Origin of the sequence: Pseudomonas parasichuanensis, assembly GCF_021601385.1 — a bacterium.
In the GTDB taxonomy this organism is placed as follows: Bacteria; Pseudomonadota; Gammaproteobacteria; order Pseudomonadales; family Pseudomonadaceae; genus Aquipseudomonas; species Aquipseudomonas parasichuanensis.
In genome coordinates, this window is the sequence record NZ_BQHO01000045.1 from 14,967 (window position 1) to 33,922 (window position 18,956).

Genomic DNA, 18,956 nt, shown 5'->3' on the forward strand with positions numbered 1-18,956 from the left:
ACTCAGGCTAAACTCGCCACTGCTCCGTGGCCCGCCTGAGTGCGCAATGAACCACCCTCACGAAATTCGCCCCGACATCGCCCAAGGCATCGACCGCAAGGAGCTGTCGCGGCTGCGTGCGCGTTTTCTGAAGGTCAGCCAGGGGCGCCTGGGGCGCGCAATGGAGGGGCTGTCGACGCGCCAGCAACAAGTCCTCACGCTGTTGCCGCTGTGCTTCCACGTCAACCACCCACTGCTGCCAGGCTATGTCTCGGGTACCACACCCGCCGGTGTCTCGGGCTTCGAGCCAGACGCCGACTTACTGGCCGAAGCCCAGCGCCTGACCCGCTCGTTCACCTACAAGGCGCGCCACGGCAACCCACCGCAACCAATCCATGGGCTGTTCCTGATGGGCAGCCTGGGCACCCTGGCCCAGGCCGAGCAAAGCGACATGGATGTGTGGGTGTGCCACGCCGCGGACCTGAGCGAACAGGCCTTGGGCGAATTGCGGCGCAAATGCCAGTTGCTCGAGGCCTGGGCGGCCAGCCAGGGGGCCGAAGCGCACTGCTTCCTGATCGATGCGCAGGGCTTCGTCCAGGGCGCGCGCGACAGCCAGCTCAGCTCGGACGACTGCGGCACCACCCAGCACTACCTGCTGCTCGACGAGTTCTACCGCACCGCCATCTGGCTGGCCGGGCGCACCCCGCTGTGGTGGCTGGTGCCGGTCTATCAGGAGCACAACTACCGCGACTACACCCAGACCTTGCTGTCCAAGCGCTTCATTCGGGCCCGTGACGATATCGACCTGGGCCACCTGGCGCACATTCCCCAGGAGGAATACGTGGGCGCCGGGCTGTGGCAGCTGTTCAAGGGCATCGACTCGCCCTACAAGTCGCTGCTCAAGCTGCTGCTAACCGAGGTCTACGCCAGCGAACACCCACAGGTGCGCTGCCTGAGCCTGGACTTCAAGCAGGCGGTGTTCGCCAACCGGCTTGAGCTGGACGCGCTCGACCCCTACGTGATGGTCTACCGGCGGATCGAAGCGTACCTGCTGCAACGCGGCGAAACTGCCCGCCTGGAGCTGGTGCGGCGCAGCCTTTACCTGAAAGTGAACAAGAAGCTCAGCAACCTCGCCTCGCGCAGCGGTGGCTGGCAACGCCGCCTGCTGGCGAAGCTGGCCGAGGAATGGCGCTGGGACGAGCGCCAGTTGGCCCTGCTCGACAGCCGCAGCCAATGGAAGGTGCGCCAGGTGGCCGTCGAGCGCCGTGAACTGGTGGCCGAGCTGAACCACAGCTACCGCTTCCTCAGCGAGTTTGCCCGCACCCAGCAGGCCGACAGCCGCGCCGACCCGCGTGAGCTCAACGTGCTCGGCCGGCGCCTGTACGCCGCCTTCGAACGCCGCGCCGGGAAAATCGAAGTAATCAACCCGGGCATCGCCCCTGACCTGGCCGAAGACACCCTGACCCTGGTGCAATCGGCCAACCGCAAGGAGCCCGGCACGCATCACTGGGGGCTGTACAACGGCAACCTGGGGGTGCACGAATGGGAGCACTTCAGCCCGATCAAGCGCTGCCGCGAACTGCTCGAACTGCTCACCTGGGCCCACCGCAACGGGGTGATCGACAGCAGCACGCGGATTGCCCTGCACCCGGGTGCCAGCGATCTCAATGACTTCGAGCTGTTCAACCTGATCGGCAGCCTGCAGCACAGCATCGCGCTGCCGCTGGAGACGGTCAGTGAAGCCCGCCTGCTGCAACCGAGCGTGGCCGACGAAATCCTTCTGCTGGTCAACGTTGGCGTCGACCCGCTGCGCCACCACCGCGACCTGAACATCCTGATGACCACCGAGCGTACCGACTCGCTCAGCTACGCCGGCGTGCGCGAAAACCTGGTGCTGACCCTCGACCAGATCACCCTCAACAGCTGGAACGAGGTGCTGGTGCAGCGCTATGACGGCGAGCATGCCCTGATGCGCTGCCTGCGTGACCACCTCAACAGCCTTGGCCGGCGCAGCCACCGCCCGCGGGTGCGGGTGCGCTGCCATTGCCACAACCGCGCCCAGGCCATCAGCCAGCGGGTAGAGGAGATCTTCGAGACCGCGCAACGGTTGCTCGACCAAGGCCTCAACCACCGCTACCTGCTGCAGGTGGCCCAGCACACCCATGTGCTGGAGCTGCTGCCGGGGCAGGTCACCCTGGCCACCCTCGACGACCACGAGGCCGTGCTGGCGGCACTGGGTGAAGTACGCAGCGCCTACAGCCCACTGCATCTGGACGCCAATGCCCTGCAGGACCACGACCTGCCGCTGGTCCTCGAGCGAGGCCTGCCAGGTTGTATCCAGGTGTTCTACCGCCTGCTCGACGGCTGGGCCGACCTGTATGTGCTGGATGAGCACAACGTCTTGTGGCAACAACGCCTGGCGCTGCAGGACGAGCATCACTTGTTGCTGCCACTGCATCGTTTTCTGCAATCGATGATTGTCCGCCGCGATGCCCAACTGCCACTGGAGAGCCTGCAGCAAGCGTCGCTGCAGATCACCTATTGCCAGTTGCTGCCCTCAGGCTTGGGCAAGGCTCGCAGCCTGGAGCCACGCCAGGCGCCGCTGGATGGCCGCAGCCAGCCTTACTATGAGGTCCAGGCGATTGTGCAGGGCGGTGCAGGCGGCGCCGTGCACGTCACGCTCTATTGCGATCAGCAGGAGTTTTCCGAGCTGGAACACGGCGACCAGCTGTATGCCGTGGTCGCCCGGCAGATCCTGCGCCAGCGCCACAGCGCCGGCAGCTACCGCTGCTACATCACCGACCTGGACCTGTCCGAACTGCTGGGCGACGACCCAGGCTCGACGAGCCTGTGCCTGCGCTACAAACGCGAGCTTGAACAAGCCTTGAACGATGGCCTGGAACAGCTGCAGGCTGCGTTGGAGCCCTGAGGCTCAAGGGCCACGTCAGAGGTCGAAATCGCCCGCTGCTTCCGGCTGGTACTCCACGGCCAGCAGTTCGAGCTTGAGGGTCTTGCCGCCGGGGGCCGGCCAGTCGATCTGGTCACCCACCGACAGCCCCAGCAACGCACAACCGATCGGCGCCAGGATGGAGACATTGCCCTCCGGGCCGGCATCCTTCGGATACACCAGGGTCAGGTGGTAGTCCTTGCCGCTGGCGATCTCACGGCAGTGCACGCGCGAGTTCATGGTCACCACGCCAGCCGGCACCTCTTCGTGACCGACCACCTGTTCGGCGCGGTCCAGCTCGTCCTGCAGGGCGAGCACACCCGGGGTGCTTTCATCGAGGCTGTCGATCAGGCGCTCGAGACGCTGTACGTCCAATCGGGTGAGGGTGAGGGAAGGCTTGGTGCTCATGATCCAGTCAGACTCCTTTGAACAGGCAATTTGCTTGAGGCAGATAAAGCAAAACCCCGCCCAAGGGCGGGGTTTGTGAATGCTGTGGCGTCACCGACGCAAGACCCGACACTACCACAGCAGGGCAAATACTCAAGCCCGCAGTATCAATGGGGTTATGCCTGGGCCCGCGCTTTCAGGGCCAGGGCCTCGCGGCAGATCTGCCGGCGCCGGTCGTCATCGGCCGCACGCCACTCGCGGATATGCTCGACATGGCGATGGCAGCCGGTGCAAACCTTGTGTTCATCGAGGCGGCACACGCTGATGCAGGGTGACGGCACGGCTGGGCTGACATTGCTGTACAGCGGCTTGGGGGCCCGGGGCTGGTCGCTCATCTCAGATTTCGTCGAAGTCCAGCTTCTCGCCGGCACGCTCCCAGACGATGCGCTCAAGCATCTCGCCGAGCAGCTCCTCGGTTTTCTCGCACGTCCACTTGCCGCTTTCTTCGTCGTAGTCGAAGTGGAAACCGCCGGACTTGTCCGCCAGCCACAACTGGCGCAGTGGCTCCTGGCGGCTGAAGATCAGCTGGCTGCCGTTGTCGAACTTGATGGTCAGGACACCGGCGGAGTTTTCCATGTCCAGGTCCAGGTCGCTCTCGTCGAACAGGTCTTCCAGGGCCTGTTGGGTCGCGTCGACCAGGTCGTGGAAACGCGCTTCGCTCAAACTCATGTGCATGGACCTCGAAAAATGGCTGCGTTGCAAGCAAGGCGGGGAAGATACGGGCGCCAGCAGCTGAATGCAAAGACTAGCGGATACCTGGGCCAGCCCGTTCACGGTCAAACCCTTTCCCACAACGCGCCTGTGGGCGTGGGTTTACCCGTGAAGGCGCCGACGTTGACAGCTCAAGGATAACGCCGCCCGGCGGGCCGGCCCTTGCATAGGCAATCGGGTGGTCGCTCGGTATACTCGGGCGCAATACTGCTTATTTCAAAGGATTTCACCAATGAAGCGCCTGATTTCCTCCCTCGCGGCGCTGGTCGCGGTTGCCCTCCTCGTTTCGGCCTGCGGTCAGAAGGGCCCTCTGTACCTGCCGGAAGATGGCAAGAACGGCAAAGGCCCGAGCAAGTCGCACCAGCAGCACAAGCACGCCCAGCCGGCCCAACCGGTCCAGCCGCAAGAAGAGCTGGAGCCGCAGCCAGAGCCGTCTTCCGCGCAGTAAGGAAATCCCATGGATGCATTCAACTACCGCGGCGGCGAGCTGTTCGCGGAAGGGGTGGGCCTGTCGGCCATCGCCGAACGCTTCGGCACCCCCACCTACGTGTATTCGCGCGCCCACATCGAGGCCCAGTACCGTAGCTATACCGATGCCCTGCAGGGGGTCGAGCACCTGGTCTGCTTCGCGGTCAAGGCCAACTCCAACCTGGCCGTGCTGAACCTGCTGGCCCGTATGGGCTCGGGTTTCGACATCGTCTCCGGCGGTGAGCTGGAGCGCGTACTGGCAGCCGGCGGGCGTGCCGATCGCGTGGTGTTCTCCGGCGTCGGCAAGACCCGCGAAGACATGCGCCGCGCGCTGGAAGTCGGCGTGCATTGCTTCAACGTCGAATCCACCGACGAACTCGAGCGCCTGCAAGTGGTGGCCGCCGAGCTGGGCAAGGTGGCCCCGGTGTCGCTGCGGGTGAACCCGGACGTCGATGCCGGCACCCATCCGTACATTTCCACCGGCCTCAAAGAGAACAAGTTCGGTATCGCCATCGCCGATGCCGAAGCCATCTACGTGCGCGCTGCGCAGCTGCCAAACCTGGAAGTGGTCGGCGTCGACTGCCACATCGGTTCGCAACTGACCACCGTCGAGCCATTCCTCGATGCCCTGGACCGCCTGCTGGTGCTGGTCGACCGCCTGGCCGAATGCGGCATCCACCTGCGCCACCTGGACCTGGGCGGCGGTGTCGGTGTGCGTTACCGCGATGAGCAGCCGCCGTTGGTGGCCGACTACATCAAGGCCATCCGCGAGCGCGTCGGCGACCGTGACCTGGCCCTGGTGTTCGAGCCGGGCCGCTACATCGTGGCCAATGCCGGCGTGCTGCTGACCCGCGTGGAATACCTCAAGCACACCGAGCACAAGGACTTCGCCATCATCGACGCGGCGATGAACGACCTGATCCGCCCGGCCCTGTACCAGGCCTGGATGGGCGTCAGTGCAGTCATGCCCCGTGAAGGTGAAGGCCGGGCCTACGACCTGGTCGGGCCGATCTGCGAGACCGGCGATTTCCTGGGCAAGGACCGTGTGCTGAACCTGGCCGAAGGCGACCTGCTGGCCGTGCAGTCCGCCGGCGCCTATGGTTTTGTCATGAGCTCGAACTACAACACCCGTGGCCGCTGCGCCGAAGTACTGGTCGATGGCGACCAGGCCTTCGAAGTGCGTCGCCGCGAAACCATTGCTGAACTGTTCGCCGGCGAAAGCCTGCTGCCGGAGTGAACCCATGCTGCTGCGCTTTACTAAAATGCACGGGCTGGGCAACGACTTCATGGTCCTCGACCTGGTCAGCCAGCACGCGCATATCCAGCCCAAGCACGCCAAGCAATGGGGTGACCGCAACACCGGCATCGGCTTCGACCAACTGCTGATCGTCGAGGCGCCGAACAATCCGGACGTGGACTTCCGCTACCGGATCTTCAACGCCGATGGCTCCGAGGTCGAGCAGTGCGGCAACGGCGCGCGCTGCTTCGCCCGCTTCGTGCTGGACAAGCGCCTGACCGCGAAAAAACGCATCCGCGTCGAAACCAAGAGCGGCATCATCGAGCTGGACGTGCGCAACGACGGCCAGATCTGTGTCGACATGGGCCCGCCGCGTTTCGTCCCGGCCGAGATCCCGTTCATCGCCGATGAGCAGGCTTCGAGCTACCCGCTGGAAGTCGACGGCCAGGTGCACCAGATCGCTGCCGTGTCGATGGGCAACCCGCATTCGGTGCTGCGTGTCGATGACGTGCGCAGCGCGCCGGTGCATGAGCTGGGGCCGAAGATCGAGCACCATCCGCGCTTCCCGCAGCGGGTCAATGCCGGCTTCATCCAGGTCGTCGACCGCCACCGCGCCAACCTGCGGGTGTGGGAGCGTGGCGCGGGCGAGACCCAGGCTTGCGGTACCGGTGCCTGCGCCGCCGCCGTCGCGGCCATCGCCCAGGGCTGGATGGACTCGCCGGTGACCATCGACCTGCCAGGCGGGCGCCTGAGCATCGAGTGGGCTGGCCCCGGCCAACCGGTACTGATGACCGGCCCGGCTGTACGTGTATTCGAAGGACAGGTTCGTCTTTAAGCGAGTAACCGCCATGACCGATCAGCCTCAGGTTGTACCCGAACTCGACGCCGACGCGGTGGTCGCCTACCTGCGCGCCCACCCCACGTTCTTCGCCGAGCATGACGAGCTGCTGATCGAGCAGCGCATCCCCCACCAGCGCGGCGACAGCGTGTCGCTGGTGGAGCGCCAGCTCAAGCTGCTGCGTGACCGCAACATCGAGATGCGCCATCGCCTGTCGCAGCTGATGGACGTGGCCCGCGACAACGACCGGCTGTTCGACAAGACCCGCCGGCTGATCCTCGACCTGCTGGATGCCGGCAGCCTGGAAGAAGTGGTGATGGCGGTCGAAGACAGCCTGCGCCAGGAATTCAAGGTGCCCTTCGTCAGCCTGATCCTGTTCGGCGAGAATGCCGCGCCGGTCGGCCGCTGGGTGTCCGGCAGCGAGGCCCAGCAGGCCATCGGCGGCCTGATCGGTGGCGGCAAGACCATCAGCGGCAGCCTGCGCGAACACGAGCTGGCCTTCCTGTTCGGCCATGAACAGCACAAGGAAGTCGGCTCCAGCGCCGTGGCCACCCTGGAGTACCAGGGCCTGCATGGCGTGCTGGCGATCGGCAGCCGCGACCCGCAGCACTACAAGAGCAGCGTCGGCACCCTGTTCCTCAGCTACATCGCCGAAGTGCTGGGCCGCGTGGTGCCACGCTTCACCCAGACGCTACGCTCGGTGCGCTGATGGAGCGCCAGCTGGAGGCTTATTGCGCGCACCTGCGCAACGAGCGCCAGGTGTCCGAACACACCCTGCTGGCCTACCGCCGTGACCTGGAAAAGGTCATTGCCTACTGCTCCAGCCAGGGTATTGGCGGCTGGGCGGCGCTGCAGGTCCAGCAGCTGCGCCAGCTGGTGGCGCGCCAGCACCATCACGGGCAGTCCTCGCGCAGCCTGGCACGCCTGCTTTCGGCGGTGCGTGGGCTGTATCGCTACCTGATCCGCGAAGGCCTGTGTCAACACGACCCGGCCAGTGGCCTGTCGCCCCCCAAGGGCGAGCGGCGCCTGCCCAAGGTACTCGACACCGACCGCGCCCTGCAGTTGCTCGATGGCGGCGTGGATGACGACTTCATCGCCCGGCGCGATCAGGCCATTCTCGAACTGTTCTACTCCTCCGGCCTGCGCCTGTCGGAACTGGCCGGCCTCGACCTGGACTATCTCGACCTCACCGCCGGGCTGGTACAGGTGCAGGGCAAGGGCAGCAAGAGCCGCGTGCTGCCGGTTGGGCGCAAGGCGCGCGAGGCGCTGCAGGCATGGCTGCGCCTGCGCGGTATCGGCGGGCCACAGGACGGCGCGGTGTTCATTACCCGCCAGGGCAAGCGCCTCAGCCCACGGGCCATTCAGCTGCGGGTCAAGACCGCCGGCGAGCGCGAGCTTGGCCAGCACCTGCACCCGCACATGCTTCGCCATTCCTTCGCCAGCCACCTGCTGGAATCGTCCCAGGACCTGCGCGCGGTGCAGGAGATGCTCGGCCACGCCGACATCGGCACCACGCAGATCTACACCCACCTGGACTTCCAGCACCTGGCCGCGGTGTACGACAGCGCCCACCCCCGGGCCAAACGCAGCAAGGGCACAGACTCATGAGCATCAAGCTGATCACTTTCGATCTGGATGACACCTTGTGGGACACCGCGCCGGTGATCGCCAGTGCAGAAGTCGTATTGCGCGACTGGCTCGAAGCCAACGCGCCGGTGCTGGGCGCGGTGCCGGTCGAGCACCTGTTCGCCATCCGTGAGCGCCTGGTGCAGGCCGAGCCCGGCCTCAAGCACCGCATCAGCGCCCTGCGCAGGCGGGTGCTGTTCCACGCCCTGGAAGAAGTCGGCTACAGCGAGAAGCACGCCCAGGAGCTTGCCAACGAAGGCTTCGAGGTGTTCCTGCATGCACGGCACCAGGTCGAGGTGTTCCCCGAGGTGCAGCCGGTGCTGGAAATCCTGCGCCACCAGTACACGCTCGGGGTGGTCACCAATGGCAACGCCGACGTGCGCCGCCTGGGCCTGGCGGACTACTTCCGCTTTGCCCTGTGTGCCGAAGACCTGGGCATTGGCAAGCCGGACCCGGCGCCGTTCATGGAGGCGCTGAAGCTCGGTGGAGTGGACGCAGGGGCGGCAGTGCACATCGGCGATCACCCGGGCGACGATATTGCCGGGGCCCAACGTGCCGGGCTGCGCGCGGTGTGGTTCAACCCGCAGCACAAGGCCTGGGCGGGCGAGCAGGCGCCGGATGCCGAGATTCAGCGTTTGTCGCAGTTGCCCGAGGTGCTGGCGCGCTGGCGCTGACATTGTGGGGCGGCACAAAACCGAAAGGCACAAAAAAACCCGCAGCGACGGTGGGGACTCGATGCTTAGGCCCGCCTGTGCGCACCTTGAGGACGCATAGCCCACCATAAGGTGCCACCCTTGATGACCTCAGAGATAACAATCAATCCAAGCATCAGCCAGATGTTGTAGCCAGGCATCAAGCTCGCCCAGATTGACAGAACCGAAAGTGACGGCGTCATCGAAAGCAACCGAAATGGTATCTGCGCAATCCCTAGGGAAACCCCAAGCCTGAGTCCAAGCAGCAGCAGAAATGCACTAAATACGATCGATATCTGAAGCACCATACTCATGACTGCGATCAAGCTTGCTACTAAACCCTGCTCGGTCAACAAACCAACCATTATCTTGGCATCAGTGATGAACGGAACACGTCCAAGACGGGTACTACCGATGAGATAGTAGAGAATGTAGAACGCATCCAGAGCGCCCCAGACCTGAAGCACCCAGCGCTGAATTCTGCGGTTATCGGGCATCATGCCTTTCTGGGTGCTCGTAGGTCTCATGCGGTAGCACTGGTTGCCAGTACCATGACTTGCCACTGATCTGCCATTTATCGTCACCTTCCAGATACCGTTGAGTTACGGCACGCAGCTTCCCGTAAGGATGGACCACCGACCTGGATGCCAGATGATCATCATGACTGTCCAGTGGTACCCACTGCTGAGTCACGACACGGGTAGTGTTATCGAAGTCCTTGCCTTCGGAACCAAACACCCTCCCTTCATCACCAAGTGAGCCGAGACGGTTCTGCAGCATGGCAAACGTATTCTTCAGCCCATCATAGTCGATGTCGATTGTCCGCCATTTCCCTGGACCCTTCTCAATCTTTGATCGACTGGGTGCTGCCTCTGATACTGGAAAGCACTGGGTTGTACCCAAGAAGCCATCGATGCGCATCGGGCGAAAAGGCTCACTGGTCAGAAACAGCCAACTGCCATCCTTGATTTTGTCCAGGACCTTTTCAAGGTCCTTTTCGGAGTAGCGTTGTCCAAAACGGATACCTCCAGCTTCCAGAAATTCCGTTTTCCCCCAAAGGTACCCGTTGTACAGGAGCGCATGCTTCACTTTCGATACAGCAAAGAATGGGTCTTCCACCCTCTCGATATCTTCCTTGCTGAGTTCACTGCGACGAATCAGTTTGTCCAAAACCGGCATCTCCCTTTGCTTAAGGGGTGATGCTTACCCGGATCACCTCAGGCTCTCTAGCAGACTCGTCCTCTTTACCTGTATGAAAATTCACACCCACAAAAAAGCCCGCAGCGACGGCGGGCTTCTTTGCATTGCGCCACTCAGATAGGGCGGCTGCCGTACTTGTTGTCCGGCTTCTTGGGCGGGTCGGCGACCACGTTGGCCTCGACTTCCTGCACCTTGCCACCGCGCGAAAGAAACTCTTCCATCGCCTTGGCCAGGGCATCACGCTCCTTCTGCTTGGCTTCCATGCTCGGCATCTCGTCTACCGAGACGGCAGCCTTGGACTTGCCCTTGGCGGTCGGCGCGGGGCTGCTGTCGTCATCGCCAGCGTCTTCGGCACCATCGTCGGCGGCCGCTTCGAGGCCTTCATCACCCTCGTCTTCGTCGCCTACTTCGAGGTCATCATTTTCCAGATCGTCGTCGCTCATGTTCTACCTCATGACTTGCGAAAAGCAGGTTAGTTATAGACCGGTGCAGCCGTAGACGGCAGTCACCGGTGAAAATTCAACTGGCCGTGGATTGGCCACTGCCTCGGGTGTCCACCTCCTGATGGGAGGCCCGGCACCCAGCAGGCCCTGCTCCTGGCAAGGCCTGACAAAACTGTTTTGACCCTGGCTGGCCACAGGCTACTGCAAGCCTAGCAAAGGGTGGCGAAGTGTGCGGGTTACTCGTCCCACACCCTTCGGCGCGCATTCTAGCGCGCTCGCAGAAAAAGCAAAGCTCCATAAACGCCCAATGACTTGTAAGTTTTCGACCAAGGTCGCGAACAGGACAACGAAACCGTTTGCACCCGGTAAAACGGCAAATTGCAGGCAAAAAAATGCCCGGCGTACCGGGCAAGTTTTCCAGCGTTGCGGTTACAGGTTGTAGCCGCGCTCGTTGTGCTGAGCCAGATCGAGGCCGACCGACTCTTCTTCTTCATTGACCCGCAGGCCCATCACCAGGTCCAGCACCTTGAGGATCACGTAGGTGACGATGGCGGTGTAGACCACGGTGAACAACACGCCTTTGGCCTGGACCCAGAACTGCGCCGCGATGTCGGTGACCGCGCCGAAACCGCCCAGGGCCGGTGCCGCGAACACGCCGGTGAGCAGCGCACCGATGATGCCGCCGATGCCATGCACGCCGAAGGCGTCGAGCGAGTCGTCGTAGCCGAGCTTGCGCTTGAGGCTGGTGGCGCAGAAGTAGCAGACCACGCCCGAGACCAGGCCAATCACCAGCGCGCCCATCGGGCCGACGGTACCAGCGGCCGGGGTGATGGCAACCAGGCCGGCGACCACGCCAGAGGCAATGCCCAATGCGCTTGGCTTACCGTGGAAGATCCACTCGGCGAACATCCAACCCATTGCCGCGGCGGCAGTGGCGATCTGGGTCACCAGCATGGCCATGCCGGCAGTGCCGTTGGCTGCCGCGGCGGAGCCTGCGTTGAAGCCGAACCAGCCGATCCACAGCATGGCCGCGCCCATCAGGGTGTAGCCGAGGTTGTGCGGCGCCATCGGCGTGGTCGGGTAGCCTTTGCGCTTGCCCAGCACCAGGCAGCAGACCAGGCCTGCGATACCGGCGTTGATGTGCACCACGGTGCCGCCGGCGAAGTCCAGCACGCCCCAATCCCACATCAGCGCACCGTCACCGCTCCAGACCATGTGCGCGATCGGCGCATAGACCAGGGTGAACCACACGCCCATGAAAATCAGCATGGCCGAGAACTTCATGCGCTCGGCAAAGGCACCGACGATGAGCGCCGGGGTAATGATGGCGAAGGTCATCTGGAAGGTGATGAACACCGCTTCAGGGAACAGCGCGGTGGCAGAGGTCAGGCCCGACGGCGTGACGCCGTTGAGGAAGGCCTTGGAGAAGCCACCGATGAAGGAATTCAGGTTGAGCACGCCCTTTTCCATACCTGCGGTATCGAATGCCAGGCTGTAGCCGTAGATCACCCACAGGATGCTGATCAGCCCGGTAATGGCAAAGCACTGCATCATCACCGACAGCACGTTCTTGGAACGCACCATGCCGCCGTAGAACAGGGCCAGGCCCGGGATGGTCATGAACAGGACCAGCGCCGTCGAGGTGAGCATCCAGGCGGTGTCGCCGGAGTTGAGCACCGGGGCGGCAGTTTCCTCGGCCAGGGCCAGCCCTGGCATTACGAGGGACAATAGGGCTCCTAGCCCTGCGATCTTACGCAGAGTCATGTTGTTTTCTCCTGGGGCGTTGGGTTTGGTGAGGCTTTTTTGTAGCGTTTAGATCGCGTCGGTATCGGTTTCGCCGGTACGGATGCGGATCGCTTGCTCCAGATTGACCACGAAAATCTTGCCGTCACCGATCTTGCCGGTGTTGGCCGCCTTGGTGATGGCCTCGATCACCCGATCAAGGTCCTTGTCGTCGATGGCGACATCGATCTTCACCTTGGGCAGGAAATCGACCACGTATTCGGCGCCGCGATACAGCTCGGTGTGACCCTTCTGCCGGCCGAAGCCTTTGACTTCGGTCACGGTGATGCCCTGCACGCCGATTTCCGACAGCGACTCGCGCACGTCGTCCAGCTTGAACGGCTTGATGATGGCAGTGACTAGCTTCATGAAACTCTCTCCCGATTTGATGGACTTGCCCCAGGAAAACAAACCCGTCTCAAGTCTAAGCGCAGCGCCTGGCTTTGTAACGCGTCGTCGGCTCCATCCTCCCCGCCGCGACACCTTGTGGCGGTGACCAAGGGCCTTACCACTGGGCTACGCACTGCCTGGTCACAACGGACTGCATCAGTGCATGGCTCACCCAGGTCTTTGCAGAAACCTTGCCAGCTCCGGGAAAACACCAAAAAACAGGTAGTTGCGTGAAACAGTCGGGATTGGCCAGTCGCCAGCAGGGAAAAGCTGCACAACTTCGGTGCGCGACCTTTGGCCGCCCTGCGCAAAAAGTGTGCAGGGCAAGCCGTCAAAAGGAGCGTGCTACACTGCTGCCCTTTCACAGATCAGCGGATAGCCAGACATGCTCGCGCCCAAAGCCCTTCTTGATGCCCTGAGCGACCAGGCCTCGCGCCTGTTCAGCGGTGATACCGCACAGCCGCGCGCCGAACTGGAGAGCCAGTTCAAGGTGCTGATGCAAGGTGCCTTCAGCAAGCTCGACCTGGTAAGCCGCGAGGAATTCGACAGCCAGATGGTCGTATTGGCCCGCACCCGCGCCCGCCTTGAAGCGCTGGAAAAACAGTTCGCCGAGCTGGAAGCGCGGATCGCGCCAGCGCCAGCGCCAGCGCCAGCGGAATAATCGCCCCGTCCCCGGAGCGGCCCTGCCGCTCCTGCAGTTGAAATTTCCTACATATAATTGCGCTGATTAAACCAGATGAAACTTAATTCAGTTTCACCTTGCGGGTTGACTTGCCCGCTATGCTTTGCATAAAGTTCACCCGCCCTGAAAACCGGGCCTTTATTTCAACTCACGAAGAATTCAATGGACACAGTATCTAGTCGCTGCCTGGCCGCCCTTGGCTGTCAGGCACTTGAACCGGAACTCCGGGCCCGCCTCCCTGGCTGGGCAAGCCGCGCCAGAGCCTGATGCTCCGCCGTAGCTTGCCGCCCCGGGTGCCAGCCCGGGCGGAGGCAAGCTCATGAACCTCATCACCGTTATCCGTACATGCCTGCATGCCCGTCTCGGGGCAATGCACGCCTGTGCCCGTAAGGCCCCACCGCCCTTCCCCGCCCCCGTCGCGCGTGGCTCTCGCCTGCGTGCCACCTGGCTATCGCAACCTGGCAACGGCTGCCTACGCCTGCGCTGGCAGGCCGACGACAGCCAGGAACCGCCGAGTCGATGGCGCGCCTTTTTGTGTTTCGGCTGACAGGCGCGTCACCGTTTACCTATTGATTAACCGCCAATAAGACACGAACTTTTCATCGTTTAAGTTCGCGGGATTCTTATTGCCTGCAAGTTTCCAAAGGAATAACGACACCATGGACTCAGCCAGTAGAAAGTTCGCTGCCGATATTAATCCCGGCATACGCCAGCGAACCTTTAACCGCCGGAAAAACAACGTTATTTACCGATCGAATGATCGCGGCCCGAAACACGCGTACTCACCCACCCAATCGTGAGTCGACTGTGTTTCGTGCCGCCTCCTGCGGCAGGAGCACAGCCCGATGACCGTACAAGACCGCAACACCACCACGACTGAGGACGCTCGCCTGTCCATGCGCGCCGCCCGTGAAGCGCGCAACGGCCTGGCCGTCACCCTCGCCAACCTCGACGCCAGCGAGCTCGGCCTGACCGAGCACGAGGCCGCCAAACGCCTGCAGCGCGACGGCGCCAACGAGGTGGCCCACGACAAGCCGCAACCGGCCCTGGTGCAACTGCTCAAGGCGCTGCACAACCCCTTCATCTATGTACTGCTCACCCTTGCTGCCATCAGCTTCGTCACCGATTACTGGCTGCCGCTGCGCGCCGGTGACCTCGACGACCTCGACCTGACCAAGGTGATCATCATCCTGACCATGGTCAGCGTCAGCGGCCTGCTGCGCTTCTGGCAGGAATACCGTTCGAGCAAGGCAGCCGAAGCACTCAAGGCGATGGTCCGCACCACCGCCACGGTACTGCGGCGCGAGCGCCACGACACCCCCGCGCAACTGCGCGAAGTGCCCATGAACGAGCTGGTGGCGGGCGACATCGTGCAACTGGCCGCTGGCGACATGATCCCTGCCGACATACGTCTGATCGAGTCGCGCGACCTGTTCATCAGCCAGGCCGTGCTCACCGGCGAAGCGTTGCCGGTGGAAAAGTACGACACCCTCGGCCATGTTGCGCAAAAATCCGCCGCCGACAGCGCCACTGACGAAGGCAGCCTGCTCGACCTGCCCAACATCGGTTTCATGGGCACCAACGTGGTCAGCGGCCGCGCCCGCGCTGTGGTAGTGGCCACCGGCAAGCGCACCTACTTCGGCTCGCTGGCCAGGGCGATTGCCGGCTCGCGCAGCCAGACCGCCTTCGATCGCGGCGTGAACAGCGTCAGCAGCCTGCTGATCCGCTTCATGCTGGTGATGGTGCCGGTGGTATTCGTGCTCAATGGCGTAGTCAAAGGTGACTGGAGCGATGCCTTCCTGTTCGCCCTGGCCGTGGCCGTGGGCCTCACCCCGGAAATGCTGCCGATGATCGTCAGCGCCAACCTGGCCAAAGGCGCCGTGGCCATGGCCAGGCGCAAAGTGGTGGTCAAACGCCTGAACGCCATCCAGAACTTCGGCTCGATGGACGTGCTGTGCACCGACAAGACCGGCACCCTGACCCAGGACCGCATCATCCTCGAACACCATGTCGACCTCAGCGGCCGCACCGACCCGCAATTGCTCGAACTGGCCTGGCTCAACAGCCACCACCAGAGCGGCGTGAAGAACCTGATGGACCAGGCCGTGCTGCGCTTCGCAGGCGAGAACAGCAGCTTCCAACCACCCTACGCCTACGCCAAGGTCGATGAACTGCCGTTCGACTTCATTCGCCGGCGCCTGTCGGTGATCGTCAAGGATGCGCTCGGCGAACACCTGCTGGTCAGCAAGGGTGCGGTCGAGGAAATGCTCGCCATCGCCACCCATGTAGAAGTAAACGGCCAACGCACCGTCCTCGACGACGCCCAGCGCCAGCAACTGCTGGCCACCGCCAGCGCGTTCAACCAGGACGGCTTTCGCGTGTTGCTGATCGGCACCCGCGAAATACCTGCCGCAGAGCGCAAGGCGCAGTACCACACCGCTGACGAACAGGCCTTGGTGATCCGCGGCTTCCTGACCTTCCTCGACCCGCCCAAGGAAACGGCTGGCCCGGCCATTGCCGCCCTGCGTGACATGGGCGTGAAGGTGAAAGTACTCACGGGCGACAACCCGGTGGTCACCTGCAAAGTGTGCCGCGAAGTGGGCCTGGAGCCCGGCCAGCCACTGCTCGGCCAGGACATCGAGCGGCTGGACGACGCTCAGCTCAAGGCGCTGGTCGAAGAGCGCACGGTGTTCGCCAAGCTCACCCCGCTGCAGAAGTCGCGGGTACTCAAGGCGTTGCAGGCTAATGGCCACACCGTCGGTTTCCTCGGTGACGGCATCAACGATGCCCCGGCCCTGCGTGACGCCGACGTGGGTATTTCGGTGGACAGCGGCACCGACATCGCCAAGGAGTCGGCCGACATCATCCTGCTGGAAAAGAGCCTGATGGTGCTTGAAGAAGGTGTGCTCAAAGGCCGCGAAACCTTCGGCAACATCATGAAGTACCTGTGCATGACCGCCAGCTCCAACTTCGGCAACGTGTTCTCGGTGCTGGTGGCCAGCGCCTTCATCCCGTTCATGCCGATGCTGGCGATCCACCTGCTGCTGCAGAACCTGATGTACGACTTCTCTCAGCTGTCGCTGCCCTGGGACCGCATGGACAAGGAGTTCCTGCGCGAACCACGCAAATGGGATGCCCGCAACATCGGCCGCTTCATGCTGTGGATAGGGCCCACCTCGTCGATCTTCGACATCACCACCTTCGCCCTGATGTGGTACGTGTTCGCCGCCAACAGCGTAGAGATGCAGGCGCTGTTCCAGTCCGGCTGGTTCATCGAAGGGCTGCTGTCGCAGACGCTGGTGGTGCACATGCTGCGTACCCGCAAGGTGCCGTTCCTGCAGAGCACTGCGGCGCTGCCGGTGATCCTCGCCACCGGCCTGGTGATGTGCCTGGGTATCTACATCCCGTTCTCGCCACTGGGGGCGATGGTCGGGCTGGTGCCGCTGCCGTGGGAATACTTCCCTTGGCTGGCCGCCACCCTGCTGGGTTACTGCCTGGTGGCGCAAGGCATGAAGACCCTGTACATCCGCCGCTTCGGCCAGTGGTTCTGAGGGGGGGCGCATGCGTGTGCTGATCTGTGCAGGGCGCAACTACGCCGACCACCAGCGCTGCCGTCGGGCGCTGGACGAACTGCAGCGCCAGCAACCGATCCAGGTGCTCATACACGGTGGCAGCCAGTACCTGGGTGGTGATATCGAAGCCTGGGCGCGGGAGCACGGTGCGGACATCGTCCGCTACCCGCCCAACTGGCAGTTGCACGGCAAACTGGCTGAGCGCCTGCGCAATGTATTCATGTTGCGCGACAGCCGGCCAGACCTGGTGCTGGCGTTGCCGGGCGGGGACGATACCGAGGAACTGCTGGCTCGGGCACGGGGTGAGGGGGTCGCGGTGGTGTGTGGGCATCTGCCGCGGCGCTAGGTGAGGACACGGAAAAACCTCGACGCACTCTTTCCAACGGGCTCGCCAGGGACACCACTAAGCTTTGCCGGGCCGCAGGATGCGGCCTCAATTTCGCGAACACGGAGTGCCCATGTCCCTTGCCCTCGTCCACAGCCGCGCCCAGGTGGGGGTGCTGGCACCCGCCGTCAGTGTCGAAACCCACCTGGCCAACGGCCTGCCGTCGCTCACCCTGGTTGGTTTGCCCGAGGCCACGGTCAAGGAAAGCAAGGACCGGGTACGCAGCGCCATCGTCAACGCCGGGCTGGAGTACCCGGCGCGGCGCATCACCCAGAATCTAGCCCCGGCCGACCTGCCCAAGGACGGTGGGCGCTACGACCTGGCCATCGCCCTGGGGATCCTCGCCGCCAATGGCCAAGTACCGGTGGCCGCGCTCGAAGACATCGAATGCCTGGGTGAGCTGGCCCTGTCCGGGGTACTGCGGCCGGTGCAGGGGGTGCTGCCCGCCGCCCTGGCGGCACGCGACGCCGGGCGGGCGCTGGTGGTGCCACGCGAGAACGCCGAGGAGGCGAGCCTGGCCAGCGGGTTGGTGGTGTACGCGGTGGGGCATCTGCAGGAGCTGGTGGCGCACCTGAGCGGGCAACTGCCACTGCCACCCTATGCGGCCAATGGCTTGCTGCTGGAGCAGCGCCCCTACCCCGACCTCGGCGAAGTACAGGGCCAGACCGCCGCCAAACGTGCCCTTCTGGTGGCGGCAGCCGGTGGGCACAACTTGCTGTTCACCGGGCCGCCTGGCACTGGCAAGACCCTGCTCGCCAGCCGCCTGCCCGGCCTGCTGCCTCCGCTGGACGAGCGCGAGGCGCTGGAGGTGGCGGCAATCCGCTCGGTCAGCGGCCACGCACCGCTGGACAGCTGGCCGCAGCGGCCGTTTCGCCACCCCCATCACTCCGCCTCGGGCCCGGCACTGGTCGGTGGCGGCTGGGACAAAACGAAATCAGTGAGAATCAAACGAATATTGTGAGACGCCTGAGCACCACAAAAACCACTCCTGATAGGTCTAGTTCCAGGATTTGGTGCCGATAGGGTTATGAGACTAACTAAATAGGAGAAAGGTCTATGGCTTACGAATCGAGGGATGTCCAGGCGCACAACGAGGCTCAAAAAGCAGGTATCCGCACCAAAGGGATAGATATCGTTGACCCTTCACATGTGCTTTCTACCCTGATCTGCCCACGCACTCCGGACTCCGATGATCCAGCCAAACTCCTAGCGCAAGCAATTGAAGCTTCGGACAGATTTACTGCAAACACCACCGTTTGCCTGGAGGTTGAAGGGACACTACCCGTCCCCTCCTACGTCAAGGACGCACTGGATAATCTGAATGGCTATCCAGTAAAGCTAATTGTCGTTTGTGATGGGGCAACAACACATGCGCCTGGTCCACTTCTCGACCCAGACCTTTGCCAAAAAGTGAGAGACACAAGCCCAGGTGAACTGGCCTAATGATTTTGGACACCTTCTTCGGGCGCTATGATGGCGCCCAATTGGAGGCAAAATCAGTGCGTAAATCTTACTCAAGAGAATACAAAGTCCAAGCTGCCGAGATGGTGCTGGACG

At 63.2% G+C, this 18,956-nt stretch carries 19 protein-coding genes and 1 pseudogene; 12 read left to right on the forward strand and 8 right to left on the reverse strand.

All coding sequences use genetic code 11. The annotated features are described in order from the left end of the window. Nucleotides 1-46 precede the first annotated feature (46 nt). The gene (locus L6D77_RS24860) at nt 47-2,908 is read left to right on the forward strand and encodes a class I adenylate cyclase (RefSeq protein ID WP_232885407.1); all 2,862 of its coding nucleotides are present in this window, start codon (nt 47-49) and stop codon (nt 2,906-2,908) included. 15 nt (nt 2,909-2,923) lie between these two features. Here L6D77_RS24860 and rnk read toward each other — a convergent pair whose 3' ends face one another. The 3 genes from rnk to cyaY form a co-directional block, all read right to left on the reverse strand. Then, nucleotides 2,924-3,334: a nucleoside diphosphate kinase regulator gene (rnk, locus tag L6D77_RS24865; RefSeq protein ID WP_125462126.1), complete on the reverse strand. Its 411-nt coding sequence runs from the start codon at nt 3,332-3,334 to the stop codon at nt 2,924-2,926. A 155-nt stretch (nt 3,335-3,489) separates the two neighbouring features. Then, on the reverse strand, nt 3,490-3,708 hold the full coding sequence (locus L6D77_RS24870; protein WP_232885408.1) for a DUF1289 domain-containing protein: 219 nt from the start codon (nt 3,706-3,708) through the stop codon (nt 3,490-3,492). 1 nt (nt 3,709) lies between these two features. Further along, nucleotides 3,710-4,042 (reverse strand): iron donor protein CyaY, encoded by a 333-nt coding sequence (gene cyaY / locus L6D77_RS24875; protein WP_110996523.1) that lies wholly within the window; start codon nt 4,040-4,042, stop codon nt 3,710-3,712. A 274-nt stretch (nt 4,043-4,316) separates the two neighbouring features. Between cyaY and lptM the strand changes: the two genes are divergently transcribed. Genes lptM through L6D77_RS24905 form a run of 6 tightly spaced genes read left to right on the forward strand, consistent with a single transcriptional unit; the run spans nt 4,317 to nt 8,927 of the window. After that, nucleotides 4,317-4,532: an LPS translocon maturation chaperone LptM gene (gene lptM / locus L6D77_RS24880; RefSeq protein WP_232885409.1), complete on the forward strand. Its 216-nt coding sequence runs from the start codon at nt 4,317-4,319 to the stop codon at nt 4,530-4,532. 9 nt (nt 4,533-4,541) lie between these two features. Beyond that, the gene (lysA, locus tag L6D77_RS24885) at nt 4,542-5,789 is read left to right on the forward strand and encodes a diaminopimelate decarboxylase (RefSeq protein ID WP_232885410.1); all 1,248 of its coding nucleotides are present in this window, start codon (nt 4,542-4,544) and stop codon (nt 5,787-5,789) included. Between the two features lie 4 nt (nt 5,790-5,793). After that, complete coding sequence (gene dapF / locus L6D77_RS24890; RefSeq protein WP_232885411.1) at nt 5,794-6,624, forward strand: diaminopimelate epimerase; 831 nt, start codon at nt 5,794-5,796, stop codon at nt 6,622-6,624. A 13-nt stretch (nt 6,625-6,637) separates the two neighbouring features. Next, the gene (locus tag L6D77_RS24895) at nt 6,638-7,336 is read left to right on the forward strand and encodes a DUF484 family protein (RefSeq protein WP_232885412.1); all 699 of its coding nucleotides are present in this window, start codon (nt 6,638-6,640) and stop codon (nt 7,334-7,336) included. Next, the gene (gene xerC / locus L6D77_RS24900) at nt 7,336-8,235 is read left to right on the forward strand and encodes a tyrosine recombinase XerC (protein WP_232885413.1); all 900 of its coding nucleotides are present in this window, start codon (nt 7,336-7,338) and stop codon (nt 8,233-8,235) included. The genes L6D77_RS24895 and xerC overlap by 1 nt, the downstream gene beginning before the upstream one ends. Further along, nucleotides 8,232-8,927 (forward strand): HAD family hydrolase, encoded by a 696-nt coding sequence (locus L6D77_RS24905; RefSeq protein ID WP_232885414.1) that lies wholly within the window; start codon nt 8,232-8,234, stop codon nt 8,925-8,927. Before xerC ends, L6D77_RS24905 begins: the two co-directional genes overlap by 4 nt. Nucleotides 8,928-8,992: 65 nt before the next feature. Here the strand turns inward: L6D77_RS24905 and L6D77_RS24910 are convergent, their stop codons facing one another. From L6D77_RS24910 to glnK, 5 genes are all read right to left on the reverse strand, one after another. Further along, the gene (locus L6D77_RS24910) at nt 8,993-9,442 is read right to left on the reverse strand and encodes a hypothetical protein (protein WP_232885415.1); all 450 of its coding nucleotides are present in this window, start codon (nt 9,440-9,442) and stop codon (nt 8,993-8,995) included. Next, nucleotides 9,432-10,115, reverse strand: coding sequence for a hypothetical protein (locus L6D77_RS24915; protein WP_232885416.1), 684 nt, complete (start codon nt 10,113-10,115; stop codon nt 9,432-9,434). The genes L6D77_RS24910 and L6D77_RS24915 overlap by 11 nt, the downstream gene beginning before the upstream one ends. 143 nt (nt 10,116-10,258) lie before the next feature. Next, a complete protein-coding gene (gene sutA / locus L6D77_RS24920; RefSeq protein WP_105947199.1) occupies nt 10,259-10,588 on the reverse strand; it encodes a transcriptional regulator SutA in 330 nt (109 codons plus the stop codon). A gap of 429 nt (nt 10,589-11,017) precedes the next feature. Further along, a complete protein-coding gene (locus L6D77_RS24925; protein WP_232885417.1) occupies nt 11,018-12,352 on the reverse strand; it encodes an ammonium transporter in 1,335 nt (444 codons plus the stop codon). Nucleotides 12,353-12,400: 48 nt separating this feature from the next. Beyond that, a complete protein-coding gene (gene glnK / locus L6D77_RS24930) occupies nt 12,401-12,739 on the reverse strand; it encodes a P-II family nitrogen regulator (protein WP_002555808.1) in 339 nt (112 codons plus the stop codon). Between the two features lie 406 nt (nt 12,740-13,145). On the opposite strand from glnK, the gene L6D77_RS24935 reads away from it, so the two are divergent. The 5 genes and pseudogenes from L6D77_RS24935 to L6D77_RS24955 all read left to right on the forward strand — a co-directional run bounded on the left by L6D77_RS24935 (nt 13,146) and on the right by L6D77_RS24955 (nt 18,842). After that, nucleotides 13,146-13,421, forward strand: coding sequence for an accessory factor UbiK family protein (locus L6D77_RS24935; RefSeq protein ID WP_232885418.1), 276 nt, complete (start codon nt 13,146-13,148; stop codon nt 13,419-13,421). Nucleotides 13,422-14,287: 866 nt separating this feature from the next. Beyond that, nucleotides 14,288-16,993, forward strand: a complete 2,706-nt coding sequence (gene mgtA, locus L6D77_RS24940) for a magnesium-translocating P-type ATPase (RefSeq protein ID WP_232885419.1) — start codon at nt 14,288-14,290, stop codon at nt 16,991-16,993. Nucleotides 16,994-17,003: 10 nt separating this feature from the next. Further along, nucleotides 17,004-17,360 (forward strand): DUF2493 domain-containing protein, encoded by a 357-nt coding sequence (locus L6D77_RS24945; RefSeq protein WP_232885420.1) that lies wholly within the window; start codon nt 17,004-17,006, stop codon nt 17,358-17,360. Nucleotides 17,361-17,472: 112 nt separating this feature from the next. Beyond that, a pseudogene (locus L6D77_RS24950) lies at nt 17,473-18,318 on the forward strand (YifB family Mg chelatase-like AAA ATPase); the annotation flags it as partial. A 137-nt stretch (nt 18,319-18,455) separates the two neighbouring features. Further along, a complete protein-coding gene (locus tag L6D77_RS24955; RefSeq protein WP_236170188.1) occupies nt 18,456-18,842 on the forward strand; it encodes a hypothetical protein in 387 nt (128 codons plus the stop codon). The last annotated feature ends 114 nt before the right edge of the window (nt 18,843-18,956 follow it).